Source organism: Pseudomonas sp. McL0111, assembly GCF_052567255.1.
The window spans coordinates 592,737-605,753 of the sequence record NZ_CP199585.1; the positions used below are offsets into that span (position 1 = coordinate 592,737).

The 13,017-nt window shown below is 56.0% G+C and carries 8 protein-coding genes; 4 read left to right on the forward strand and 4 right to left on the reverse strand.

Annotated features, from left to right (window positions below):
- Positions 1 to 5: 5 nt before the first annotated feature.
- Positions 6 to 2,222 (reverse strand): alpha-xenorhabdolysin family binary toxin subunit A, encoded by a 2,217-nt coding sequence (locus tag ACTWLJ_RS02850; protein ID WP_445179794.1) that lies wholly within the window; start codon positions 2,220 to 2,222, stop codon positions 6 to 8.
- Between the two features lie 255 nt (positions 2,223 to 2,477).
- Here ACTWLJ_RS02850 and ACTWLJ_RS02855 point away from each other — a divergent pair, with 255 nt between their 5' ends.
- Complete coding sequence (locus ACTWLJ_RS02855) at positions 2,478 to 3,548, forward strand: alpha-xenorhabdolysin family binary toxin subunit A (protein ID WP_445179795.1); 1,071 nt, start codon at positions 2,478 to 2,480, stop codon at positions 3,546 to 3,548.
- A 27-nt stretch (positions 3,549 to 3,575) separates the two neighbouring features.
- Positions 3,576 to 4,577 carry an alpha-xenorhabdolysin family binary toxin subunit B gene (locus ACTWLJ_RS02860; protein WP_445179796.1) on the forward strand — a complete coding sequence of 334 codons (1,002 nt, stop codon included), beginning with the start codon at positions 3,576 to 3,578 and terminating at the stop codon, positions 4,575 to 4,577.
- Positions 4,578 to 4,593: 16 nt separating this feature from the next.
- On the opposite strand, the gene ACTWLJ_RS02865 is transcribed toward ACTWLJ_RS02860, so the two are convergent.
- Both ACTWLJ_RS02865 and ACTWLJ_RS02870 read right to left on the reverse strand, forming a co-directional pair.
- Positions 4,594 to 5,373 (reverse strand): tetratricopeptide repeat protein, encoded by a 780-nt coding sequence (locus ACTWLJ_RS02865; protein ID WP_445179797.1) that lies wholly within the window; start codon positions 5,371 to 5,373, stop codon positions 4,594 to 4,596.
- The gene (locus ACTWLJ_RS02870) at positions 5,374 to 6,054 is read right to left on the reverse strand and encodes a Fe2+-dependent dioxygenase (RefSeq protein WP_445179798.1); all 681 of its coding nucleotides are present in this window, start codon (positions 6,052 to 6,054) and stop codon (positions 5,374 to 5,376) included.
- A 207-nt stretch (positions 6,055 to 6,261) separates the two neighbouring features.
- Between ACTWLJ_RS02870 and ACTWLJ_RS02875 the strand changes: the two genes are divergently transcribed.
- Together ACTWLJ_RS02875 and ACTWLJ_RS02880 are read left to right on the forward strand one after the other, a co-directional pair.
- Positions 6,262 to 8,583, forward strand: coding sequence for a TonB-dependent receptor (locus ACTWLJ_RS02875; protein WP_445179799.1), 2,322 nt, complete (start codon positions 6,262 to 6,264; stop codon positions 8,581 to 8,583).
- A 235-nt stretch (positions 8,584 to 8,818) separates the two neighbouring features.
- Positions 8,819 to 11,347: a PepSY domain-containing protein gene (locus ACTWLJ_RS02880; RefSeq protein WP_445179800.1), complete on the forward strand. Its 2,529-nt coding sequence runs from the start codon at positions 8,819 to 8,821 to the stop codon at positions 11,345 to 11,347.
- A 120-nt stretch (positions 11,348 to 11,467) separates the two neighbouring features.
- On the opposite strand, the gene ACTWLJ_RS02885 is transcribed toward ACTWLJ_RS02880, so the two are convergent.
- Positions 11,468 to 13,009 carry an alkaline phosphatase D family protein gene (locus tag ACTWLJ_RS02885; RefSeq protein ID WP_445179801.1) on the reverse strand — a complete coding sequence of 514 codons (1,542 nt, stop codon included), beginning with the start codon at positions 13,007 to 13,009 and terminating at the stop codon, positions 11,468 to 11,470.
- Positions 13,010 to 13,017 lie beyond the last annotated feature (8 nt).

Consider the following 13,017-nt stretch of genomic DNA (forward strand, 5'->3'; position numbering starts at 1 on the left):
CCTTATTATTGAGAAATGGATTTCAGAAACTTAACGACATCGGCAATTTTCGCAATTGCCGAGGTCGCCCGCTCTTCCACCGCTATCGAAGTGTCCTGGGAAAAATCACGAGAAAAAACACCAAAGTCACCAATCAGGTTTTCGAACTCGGTCACGTAACTGGAGCGTTCCCCATCCAGCATGTCCAACGTATTGACTAACTCAATCCGCCCAACAATCCGAGTAAGATCCTTGGCGTATTTTTGCGACTCAGCACGTAATTCAGCCGCCTTTTCGCTGAGTCGGCGATGCGCAGCCAGCATATTCAGGAAAGAGATGGCCTCGCCAATACCGGAAATCAACTTTTTCAGCGTATCAATCGCCAACAAAGCGATTTGAACCTGTGGAGGTGCCAGGCCCAACGCCTTAAGACTTTCAAGCGACAACCTGGCTTCCTCGCCGATCTTCTCAATGCCAGCCTTGCTGATCAGATCAATCGCTTCCGTGACGGACTTCATCTCTCCAACGAGTACTGCCAGTTTCTCTTCGGATTTTATCTTGAGGCTTTCAGTAACGGCCTGATTACCTTTCAGATTTACGATCCACTCGGCAGAGGCTTTTTTGTCGTAGGCAACACCAACACTGCCAACAACACTTTTAAAGTCGTGAGTCTGTTCAAATACTTTAGCGGAAAATGCTTTGAGTTCTTTTTCCATATCTTCGCGAACTTCATCCGCGTCCTCCGGAAAATCCAGTTCCGTCTGATAGGACCTCAGCTTCCTTTCGACCTGCATCATATTGATACTGGTTTTCTGGGCCTGATCGCGCAAGTCAAAGGTCGCCTTGTTCACAGCAAGCGCCATACTGTTCATGGCCCCGACGGTGCCAGGCATATAATCAAATTGTTCAAATAGCATTTGCGCGGAAACATTCAGCTTCTGCACAGAAGCGTTAGAGTTACGCAGCTTGGCCATGTTGAACACTGGCTCAGCAGAATTGGCCAACAGACGTTTCATTAGCGACCTGCTCCGAATTTCCAAATTACTATTTTCGTAGTCTTTATCAGCCTCGGCAAACACAGCGAGCAACTGATCGGCGCTGGATTTTATTTGTTCCCACGGCCCGATAATATTCATTATCTGATTCTTGAATCGACGCAACGAAACGGCTTCGTCGATGTTATCGACTTCAGCAACGGAAGCGCCGACATAATCACTGAGCGAATTCCAAACCAGCATCAGATTTTGCGTTGCCACTTCAGCTTCTATCGCCACATAACTCAGGTTTTGAAGATCATCGCGGATTTTATTCAACGAACTCAGCGTCTGATTCTTGCTGGCCATCTTTTGATTATCCGCCTGCTGCTGTTGCTTCAACGCGTTACGTTCACGGCGTATTTGTTCCGCTTTGACGCCCTGATAGATACCCAGAATCAATCCGCCGATATTGAGCGTCGCCGCAGCAGCGATCGCCTCCTGAACCAGAGCCTCGTACTGTTTATTCAGCGTATCAATTTCACTCGAGCGCTGATCAATCTGGCCTTGCAACGCCTTTATATCTGCCGCGTAGGTGTTTCTGGAGACGAATTCCAGTCGCAACTTGATTTCCGGAAGAACACTCGCGCGCATATCGATGCCAAAACGATCCAGCTCCCCGCGTACCTGTTCGGCCCTTTGATGACAAACCCTGATCTTCGCCAATAGATCATTGAGATAGCCCCTGATATCGGTGACATCATCTGACGACAATTCAAGATCAGGCAGCCCAGCGATCTGCCTTTGAAGCTTCAGATACTCTTCAACGGTAGAAATATTGTGTTCTTCCAGATACCTCGAAGACTTGAGTTCGTCATACACTTCTACAATTGCTGTTCCGGTCCTGATAATGCTCCCGGCGAAGATCTTCAGATCGGTTCCTGTCAACATGACCTTTTCACGCAAAGGTGACCAGCGCCGGGCATGTTGGTAAGTGACGGTAAACGTGCGTAAAAAGTCGCGGGCAGTACGCCCCACGCCACCATCATCACCGGAACCATAATTCAGATAGGCAATTACATCATTCAGTTGGGTAGGAAGGGACAGCCCCAGAGTTTCATACCTCCTCAGACTGATGATTTGCTCCTTGGTCAGTTGTATACCGGTCTCCCGATTGTATCCGTCACCTTCACCCATCGATGCACTTACAAAAATCATGGGGGCTTTGGCGGCGGCCTCGACCACCTTGTCATTCATCTTCAATTCCATTACAGACTCCTTGTCTTTTTTGGAAATAAATACTAATTATTTATTACAGCAGCCACTGATATGCTCCAACAATTCCAAGCTTCTGCGCCGAACAAACCTATTTCCACCACTGCAGTTAGCACAAGCTAATAAATATTAAATCTCAAGACAGCAAACTCCTAACTCACCAACAATAAGTCACACACATTCAATATACGAAACACCGAAAGCGAGATTAGTCTGAGGACTCAAATTCACCACAAAAGGAATTCAAAGGTGCAATCAAGTCCAACCCCACTGGTCACTAAAGACGACATCCGCAGGATCAAAAATTACATTTCGGCAGCGAAAGCATTGCCTCGCACGGTTGAAGAAGTAGAGAAACAATTAAAAACATCGCACACCGGTATAGCAGGACTGGAATTGATCGACGTGGTGACTCTTAATCACACGATCATTAATAACGCCAACTCCTGGAACGATATCGAGTATTCGATGAAACGCGTCGCTGGCAGCCTGGCGACCTTCTCGGAAGATCTGGAGAGCTTTGGCCAGGACATCATCGATGCTATCGAGACCATGCCGGGTTATGTGAATTACCTGAGCACTATCGACACGCTGACGGAAGAGGAAATCAATAGCCTTCCACCTCTGGAAATGGGCAAGGCCGAGAAAAGCCGGTTCGGTTCGATCAATGAGTCACTAGTATTTATTGCCAGTTCGATTAATGAGAAAAAACTCAGCAGCCTGGATGTGAGCGAGCGCCTTAAATTCTTCAAATCCGAACTTAACGATAAAGTTGCCATCGGCATTGGCGAAAAGTTGAATCTCGCCAACAGCGAACAAACCAACCGGCAAGTCACCGAGCTTAACGCCGCCATTGACCAGGCGCAGCAACAGATAAACGAAAAAACCAAAGAGACCGAACCTGATTTTTTTGATCACATTCTCGGCTTTATAGTTGGTCACGGCAACAGCGTCGGCCGCGAGGTTTGGTACAAATATCTCGAGATTCAGCAGGCCATACACTTACGTCCTCTGATCACCCAACGAGATGTATTGACGGAGCAAGTCAAACAAAAAAGCATTCTCGCCGGCAGCCTTATGGAGTTTCAAGCAGGCTTGGGTAGCATGTCGATTTACATTGAGGGGGCAATCCAAAGCACTTCGCATTTAGAGACCTTGTGGATATCCATCACCGACTACATTAACGCTTCTAAAAACAAAGTAGAGGGCATGAATGATTTCCTCACGCTCCGGAGTTTTGTTTCGAGTTTAAAGATCGTTCTAAAAAACTGGAAAACAGTTCAAAACAATTCAAACACGCTTATCCGCGCATTCGACTAACTTCTACCTCATACGGAATAACTAAACATGAAAGACGCTACTTACGTTCTCCCCGACCTTGGCCGTGTTCGAGAAAGCCGCGAGGCCATTCGTTATCAGGCAATCACTGGCTCCGCCAATATTTACATCAAGGCCCTGGGCGATGAACTCATCAGCCTGAATGCGGCAGTCAATGAACTTGACCAAGCGGCCGCCAACGCCATTACCTCTGCAATTACGGCGTTGGACACAGACGATCTGAGCGAGAACCTGAAAGCGCTGGCCGACATCAAGCGAGAAGAGCCGAGCGATCAGACCAAAAACGCCCGCGAGCTTTACTCGCAAGTCGTCACACAATTGATCAAGTTGTGCACCGGGCAAATTTCCACTCTGCACTCAGCACTGAAAAACAGGGTGTTCGATGTGCAGAGCATCACCATCAGCAACAACCGGTTCAGGCTCGAAGAATTGGCTGCTGCCAAAGTCAATCTGGACAGGGAATACAGCGCCGAGAAAATCCCGCTGGATGAATTGAAAGGCGATGAGGCCGTGCTGAATCTGGCGATCACCGAATTTGAAAAGCTGACCTTCATCGATCGAATCAAACCCCTGTTCGAGCAACTCAAGGCATTGATCGGCAATAAGCCGAAAACACCTGAAGCCGCTGCGCTGGAAGCTGGTCTGGTTGTCGCCAACAAGTTTCTGGATGAAGCTAACGAACTGATCAAATACAAAGATTTGATCAGTGCGCGAAAAATCATACAGACGCGCCTTGTGCAACGTGAGGAGCGAGTGATGTCGCTGGCAAAACAGATTCGTGAAAACGAAGACAAGTCCCATCAGCTAAATGACACACAGAAAGTACTTCCGCACCGAGAGGCTTATGTCAGTGAAACCAACAAACTGACGGATGCGCTGTCTGCCTTTCTCGGCGCCATTACGCCGTCGGCCAACGACGAACTTTCCACCCGCGGCGAACTGATGCTCGAACAGAGCCAGGCACTGCGTGACTACATGCATCAACTCCAGGGTCGCTGGCTGCGCGGTTGATCAAGGTGCGTGCCCTTCATTGCAATTGAAGGGCACTCCCGCCGCCGCCCAGTAGCTCCGCCCGTTGGCTGTAAGCCTCCGCCATGAGTCGAATCTGCGGATGCGCTGAAGCCATCAACGACTCACAGCTGATTCGCAGAAACCGCAGGTTGCCACCGTCCAATGCTTTACTCAGCCATTGCAGTGCTGCGTCGATTCGCCCCTCCTGCGCCAACACCGCGGCATAACTGAATTGCCCGCGAAAATCTCCACCCTCGGCCGAACGCCGATACCAGTCGCGTGCCGCTAATGGGTCCGGTGGGCAAATCTGCCCTTCCTCACAATAACGCCCGAGCAGATTCATCGACTTCGCATGGCCGGCCTCGGCGGCGCGTTGATACAAACGCATCGCTTGAGCATGATCCACCTCCACACCACGCCCGGTTGCCAGCAAATTGGCCAGGTTGTACATCGCCCAATCCAGCCCCACGTCGGCGGCTATTCGATAGTGCCGCACAGCAGCCACAGCATCCGCCACGCAACCCCAGCCATGTTCATGGCAACGCCCGAGCATGTTGCGCGCCATCAGGTGACCATGGCCGGCCGCAATGCTGAACCAGCGCATTGCCAGTGGTTGATCCTGCGCGATGCCCTGACCATCCAAAAGAATCTGTCCGAGCAACGCCTGCGCCTCGACGACGCCCTCGCCCGCCGCCAGCAGGATCGCCTGCGCGGCACGAGCCGGGCTTTCTTCGAGCATGGCGCGCAATTGTTCGCCATCGAGAACTTCTTGGCGGCGTAAACGAAAGTCCGCCACTCAGACCTCGACCCAGCGACGCAACAGGTTGTGGTAAGTGCCGGTGAGGCGGATCAACGACGGATGATCAGGCATGTCCTGGGTCAGTTGCTGGATCGCCCCATCCATCTCGAACAGCAGCGCTCGCTGACTGTCTTCGCGCACCAGACTTTGCGTCCAGAAGAACGACGCATATCGCGCGCCACGGGTGACCGCATTGACCTTGTGCAGACTGGTGCCGGGATATAGAACCATGTCGCCGGCAGGCAGTTTCACTCGTTGGGTGCCGAAGGTGTCCTGAATTTCCAGTTCGCCACCGTCGTAGTCCTCGGGCTCGCTGAAAAACAGCGTGGCCGACAGATCGGTGCGCACTCGTTCGATGCTGCCCTTGGGCTGGCGCACGGCGTTGTCGATGTGGAAATCGAAGCTGCCACCCGCCGTGTAACAGTTCACTAACGGAGGAAACACTTTGTGCGGAAGCGCGGCGGACATGAACTGTGGATTTTTCCACAGTCGCTCAAGCATCGCTGCGCCGATCTCCTTGGCCAGCGGATGGCCTTCAGGCAGTTGCAGATTGTGCTTGGCCTTCGCCGATTGATAGCCGGCGGTGATCTTGCCATCGGCCCAATCCGCTTGCTCCAGAGCCTCGCGAATGCGCTGCACTTCTTCTTTCGCGAACAAGCTGGGGATGTGCAGCAACATGGCAAAGCTACCTGATGGCAAAGGGACGCCAATGGTATTGATTCTTATTGGCTGTGTACAACCCATGCGACGAACGAATCGGCAAAAACCGTAAGGTTAAATTGTAAAGAATGTAAATTCAGTGCAGTTAGCAATGTTTCGCAATTGATACGAATACCTGTTTACCCTATATTCCGCGACCTCAAATCCTTGGGGAGGGGAATAGAAATGTCACGTCAACAATCACAATTACCGGTCAGTTCACCACGTTTGCTCGCCTCTGCAATTGGCGTGGCAATCACGGCCGGCTCCGCTGGCCACATGGTGTTCGCCGCAGAAAAGACCGACAGCAAAGCCTCCGGCAACGCCATCGCGCTGGACGCAACTTCCATCACCGGCCAGGCTCAGGACTCGACGTCCTATCAGGTCGAGAAAGCCTCCTCGCCCAAGTACACCGCACCGCTGATCGATACACCGCGCTCGGTCACCGTGATTCCACAACAAGTATTGAAAGACACTGGCGCCCTGAACATGCAGGACGCGCTGCGTACCGTGCCGGGCATCACCTTTGGCGCTGGTGAAGGCGGCAACCCGCAGGGCGACCGTCCGTTCATCCGTGGCTTCGACGCCCAGGGTGACACCTACCTCGACGGCGTGCGCGACACCGGTTCGCAGAGCCGCGAAATCTTCGCTGTGGAAAACATCGAAGTCAGCAAGGGCCCGAACTCCGCTATCGGCGGTCGCGGCGCGGCTGGCGGCAGCATCAACCTGGTGAGCAAGAAAGCGCACCTGGGCAACTCGTTCGACGGTGGTTTTACCTGGGGCTCCGACCAGACCCAGCGCTACACCCTCGATGGCAACTACCAGTTCAGCGACACCGCTGCCGGCCGTCTGAACCTGATGAGCCACGAGAGCAACGTCGCCGGTCGCGACAAGGTCGATTACGACCGTTGGGGTATCGCCCCGTCCCTGGCGTTCGGCCTGGGCACCGACACCCGCGTCAACCTCGATTACTACCATCTCGAAAGCAACGACACCCCGGACTCCGGCATTCCTTACTCCATCCCGACCGGTGGTTCAGCCGCACGTACCAAGTCGAACCCGGACAAGCCAAATTCAGGCGGTGATCACAGCAACTTCTACGGTCTTGATCGCGACTTCCGCAAGGGCCGCACCGACACCGCGACCTTCGCCATCGAGCATGATCTGAGCGACTCGCTGACGATCAAGAACACCCTGCGTCACGGCACCAGCATGCAGGATTACATCCTGACCCAGCCGGACGACAGCAAGGGTAACGTCAACAACGGCAGCGTCTGGCGTCGTGCGAATACTCGGGTGAGCAACACTGAGACCACCACCAACCAGACTGACCTGTTCGGCAACTTCTACGTCGCCGGTTTCAAGAACAGCTTCTCCACCGGTGTCGAATACACCCGTGAGGAAAGCCAGAAGTCCTCGTACAACGTCAACACCGACACCACGCCGCGCACGACTAACGTGCCTTCGAGCACCAACTGCACCCCGTCGATGATCGGCGCGTCGAGCGGCTACAACTGCACCTCGCTGTCGAACCCGAACCCGAACGATCCATGGAACGGCGCGATCTCGCGTAACTACGCCGGCACCGACACCAAGGCCAACACCTACGCACTGTATGTGTTCGACACCCTGGAATTGTCTCCGCAGTGGCTGGTAAACATGGGCCTGCGTTACGACCACTTCGACACCGACTACAAGACCTACACCGCAGCCGGCGCCACCACCGCCAAAGGTGCTGACACCAGCGAGTTCGTCACCGGCCAGTTCGGTGTCGTCTACAAACCTGCGGAAAACGGCAGCATTTATGCTTCCTACGCCACCTCGGCCACACCACCGGGCAACACCCTGGGTGAAGGCATGGACGGCAACCCGTTGGGCGGCGCGACTGATCGCAGCGGCAACCTGCTGAGCAGCGACATGGAGCCGGAAACCACCAAGAACTACGAGATCGGCACCAAGTGGGATCTGCTGAATGATCGTCTGTCGCTGACGGCCGATATCTTCCGCACCGAGAAAGAAAACGCTCGTGTTCAAGTCGACACCACGTCGTACGAAAACGCCGGCAAGACCCGCGTGCAAGGTCTCGAACTGTCGGCCAGCGGCAAGCTCACCGACAAATGGCAAGTGTTCGCCGGTTACGCCTACATGGACAGCGAGCAGGTTGATGGCGGCCCGCTGAACCGCGCCACCGACGGTAACGAACTGCCTAACACGCCGAAAAACAGCGCCAGCCTGTGGACCACTTACCAGGTCACGCCGAAGCTGACCATCGGTGGCGGTGCGTTCTATGTCGATGACGTATTCGGCAGCGTGGCCAACACCACCATGGTCGATTCGTACGTACGTTACGACGCGATGGCAGCCTACAAGCTGACCAAGAACGTCGACCTGCAACTCAACGTGCAGAACCTGACCAACGAAACCTACTACGACAAAGCCTTCTCGACCCACTTCGCCAACCAGGCGGCGGGCCGTACGGCACTGTTGAGCACCAACTTCCACTTTTAAACACGTTAAAACTGTAGGAGTGAGCCTGCTCGCGATGGCGATCTGTCAGAGGAATTGATGCTGACTGATACACCGCAATCGCGAGCAGGCTCACTCCTACAAGGATTGCGCCGCAAGGCTCGGCCCCGTTCATTCAGTTGAACGGGGCTTTTGTGCGTAATAAAGAACGTTTCTCGATAACCCACGGCATAATGCACGCCGTGATGACATTTCCCGAACGGACAAGGCAAGCGACGTGTTGAAGAGAACCCTGTTCCAGTTGCACTGGTTTTTTGGCATCACTGCCGGACTGGTGCTGGCCCTGATGGGCATTACCGGCGCCGCCTATTCGTTTCAGGACGAAATTCTGCGGGCGCTGAATCCGTCGGTGTTGCAGGTGGAAAAACAGGTCACCGGCGTCCTGCCGCCCGTCGAACTGGTGGAGCGCATCGAAGCCACGTCGGGCAAGAAAGTCTCAATGCTCTGGGTCGAGACCGACAGCGGCAACGCAGCCCGCGTCTACTTCACGCCACCCAAGGGCGAACGTCGTGGCGAGATGCGCTACTTCGATCCGTATACCGGCGAGTTCATGGGCGATGCGACTGGCCAGGACTTCTTCGGGCTGATGCTGCAATTGCACCGTTTCCTCGCCATGGGCGACACTGGTCGCAACATCACCGGCGCCTGCACCTTGATTCTGTTGTTCTTCTGCCTGTCCGGCCTCTATCTGCGCTGGCCGCGCCAGTGGAACAGCTGGCGTGTGTGGCTGACGCTGGACTGGAAGAAAAAGGGCCGCAGCTTCAACTGGGATCTGCACTCGGTGGCCGGAACCTGGTGTCTGCTGGTGTATCTGCTGCTGGCGTTGACCGGGTTGTCCTGGTCGTACGAGTGGTACAACAAGGGCCTGACCAGACTGCTTTCCGACGCACCGCAAAACGAGCGCGTGCGTGGCGGTCGCGGGCCTGCCCCGGAAGGTCCGGCGCCAACCGCCGACTACGCGGCCATGTGGAGCAGCATCTACAGCGCTGCCGGACCGGGCCTGTCTGCCTATAACATCCGCATGCCGCCCGTGGCTGGCCAACCGGCGACGGTGTTCTATCTGCTGGAAAGCTCGCCGCATGATCGCGCGCTGAATCAGATCACACTCGACCCGGCCACCGGCATCGTCAAACGTGTCGATCGCTACGCCGACAAGAGCTTCAAGGCACAACTGCTGACCAGCATTTATGCGCTGCACGTCGGCAGTTATTTCGGCCTCGTCGGGCGGATCATCATCACCCTTGCCGCCGTGTGCATGCCGCTATTTTTCATCACCGGCTGGTTGCTGTACCTCGACCGTCGACGCAAGAAAAAACAGATCAAGGATGCGCGCAAAGGCCTCGAACAACCGGCCAGCGATACCCCGGCGTGGCTGATCGGTTTCGCCAGCCAGAGCGGATTTGCCGAGCAACTGGCATGGCAGACCGCCGGCCAGTTGCAAGCCGCCGGGTTGCCGGTGAACGTGCAACCACTGGCCAACGTCAGCGAGCAGGATCTGCGTGAATCGAACAACGCATTGTTTGTGGTCAGCACCTTCGGCGACGGTGAAGCACCGGACAGCGCCCGTGGTTTCGAGCGCAAAGTGCTGGCGAAAGCATCGGCGTTCGATAGCCTCAATTACGCGGTACTCGGCCTCGGTGATCGTCAGTATCAGCACTTCTGTGGTTTCGCCCGGCGCTTGCATCAATGGCTGGGTGAGCACGGCGGCAAAACCCTGTTTGCCCCGGTCGAGGTCGACAGCGGTGATCCGTACGCGCTGCGCCACTGGCAGACGCAACTGGGCCAGCTCACCGGACAAGCGCCGGTCGACACCTGGCAGGCACCGAGCTACGACAACTGGACGCTGACTCGCCGCGAACTGATGAACCCCGACAGCAGTGGCTCGCCGGTTTATCTGCTGGGCCTGACGGCGCCGAACACCAGTAGCTGGCTGGCCGGTGATCTGGTGGAAGTGCTGCCACGCAATTGCCCGTGGATCATCGAGCACTTCCTCGACGGCCTCGGTATTCGTGGCGAAACCCTGGTGAAAATCAACGGCCTCGAAGAACCACTGGACGTCGCCCTCGCCTCGCGCCAGTTGCCTGAACATCGGGCGCATCTGGTCGGCCTGCATGCTCAGGCATTGGTCGATGCAATGGTGCCGCTGGCCATGCGCGAATACTCGATCGCCTCGATTGCAGCCGACGGCGTGCTGGAACTGATCGTACGTCAGGAACAACACTCGGACGGCAGTCTCGGCATCGGTTCTGGCTGGTTGACCGAACATGCTCCGGTGGGCAGCAGTATCAGCCTGCGGGTACGACGCAACAGTGGGTTCCATCTACCGAACGAGCCGGTGCCGATGATCCTGCTGGGCAACGGCACCGGACTCGCCGGGTTGCGCAGCTTGCTCAAGGCGCGGATTGCCGACGGTCAGCAGCGCCAGTGGCTGCTGTTTGGCGAGCGTAACCGTGAGCACGATTACCTGTGCCGGGCAGAGCTGGAAGAGTGGTTGATCAATGGCGATCTGGCGCGACTTGACCTGGCGTTTTCGCGGGATCAGGCAGAGAAGATCTACGTGCAGGATCGCTTGCGAGAATCGGCTGCGGAGTTGAAAAAGTGGCTGGCGGATGGCGCAGTGATTTACATCTGCGGCAGCTTGCAGGGGATGGCATCCGGCGTGGATCAGGTACTCAACGAAGTGTTGGGTGCCGCCGAAGTCGAACGCCTGATCGAACAGGGCCGCTATCGTCGTGACGTCTACTGATCACACCCCATCTCCCCATGTGGGAGCGAGCCTGCTCGCGAAGACGATTTAACATTCAACATTGATGTTGGCTGTAAGTCCGCTTTCGCGAGCAAGCCCGCTCCCACAGGGGGGAAGTGCTTAGACGGGCTGCAGCTTTTTCTCGAACACCGCTACCCCATCCAGATCCCGCAACACCACACTCATCTCGCCGCTCTGCCCTTCAATATTCACCTCGCCAAAAAACTGAAACCCGGCAAACGGTGAGCTGTTCTGGACCGGTGGTGCCTTCTCGAAAACCACCTCCGGCCCGAAGGTCTTATCCAACGGGTTAGGCCCGAAACTCCCGGCATTCAACGGCCCGGCGACAAACTCCCAGAACGGTTCGAAATCCTGAAACGCCGCCCGATCCGGGTGATAGTGATGCGCTGCGCAGTAGTGCACATCCGCCGTCAGGAACACGAAATTGCGCACTTGTTGCGCCCGCAGAAAACCCAGCAACTCGGCGACTTCCAGCTCCCGTCCCTGAGCCGGCCCCGGATCACCATTGGCTACCGCCTCCCAACGTGCAACCCCCGGACTAACCTCGCCATCGGGCACGCCGAGGCCGATCGGCATGTCGGCGGCGATAACTTTCCACTGCGCCCGTGAGGTCTTCAGGCCGTGCTTGAGCCAGTCCAGTTGTTCACGTCCGAGGAACGGTTTTGCGGCGCCGAGATTGTCGTCGTTGGCCCCGCGATAACTGCGCATGTCGAGCACGAACACATCGAGCATCGGCCCGTAGCTGAGCTTGCGATAAATCCGCCCGCCATTGTCAGCCGCCTGCAAACGCATCGGCGAATATTCCAGCCACGCCTGTCGTGCACGCCCGACCAGGGTCTGGATATTTTTCTCCTGATAACGCTCGTCGAGTTGCTTGCCCGGCGACCAGTTGTTGACCACCTCGTGATCGTCCCACTGCCAGATCTGCGGCACTTCGGCGTTGAAGCGGCGGATGTTTTCATCCATCAGGTTGTAGCGGTAATTGCCGCGATAGTCGTCGAGGGTCTGCGCGACTTTGCTCTTGGCCTCGGTGGTGATGTTGCGCCAGACCCGACCGCTTTCGGTGGTCAACTGCGCCGGTACCGGGCCGTCGGCGTAGATGGTGTCGCCGCTGTGGATAAAGAAGTCCGGCAGGCGCAGGCGCATGGATTCGTAGATGCGCATGCCACCGATATCCGGGTTGATACCGAAGCCCTGGCCGACGGTGTCACCGCTCCAGACGAAGCGAATATTGCGTCGCGCCGTCGGTGCGCTACGCAGGTGACCGAGCCACGGTTCACTGGCGACACCGGTGCGGGCATCCTTGAAATACACGCGATAGAAAATCGCCTGATCGGTGGGTAATCCGGTGAGCTCGACGCGCGCGGTAAAATCGCTACGCGCATCGGCCAGCGCTGAGACGAGTCGATGCGGATTGCGAAACTGACTGCGCGTGTCCCACTCCACGACCATCCGCGCCGGACGGTCGCTGCGGCTCCAGATCATCGCGCGGTCGCCTTGCAGGTCGCCGGACTGCACACCATCGGTGAGCTGCGGTCGATCCTTGACCGACGCAATTACCGCAGGTGCCAGGCCCGGCATCAGCAGGCCTGCGCCGACCACTTGCATGACCCGACGCCGACCGGGATTGAAATCGCTCATGGTGTTCT

What these genes read in the sequence shown, in the direction of transcription:
- ACTWLJ_RS02850 (WP_445179794.1), bottom strand. Translation starts at nt 2,222, where the DNA reads ATGGAATTGAAGATGAATGACAAGGTGGTCGAGGCCGCCGCCAAAGCC.
- ACTWLJ_RS02860 (WP_445179796.1), top strand. Translation starts at nt 3,576, where the DNA reads ATGAAAGACGCTACTTACGTTCTCCCCGACCTTGGCCGTGTTCGAGAA.
- ACTWLJ_RS02870 (WP_445179798.1), bottom strand. Translation starts at nt 6,054, where the DNA reads ATGTTGCTGCACATCCCCAGCTTGTTCGCGAAAGAAGAAGTGCAGCGC.
- ACTWLJ_RS02875 (WP_445179799.1), top strand. Translation starts at nt 6,262, where the DNA reads ATGTCACGTCAACAATCACAATTACCGGTCAGTTCACCACGTTTGCTC.
- ACTWLJ_RS02885 (WP_445179801.1), bottom strand. Translation starts at nt 13,009, where the DNA reads ATGAGCGATTTCAATCCCGGTCGGCGTCGGGTCATGCAAGTGGTCGGC.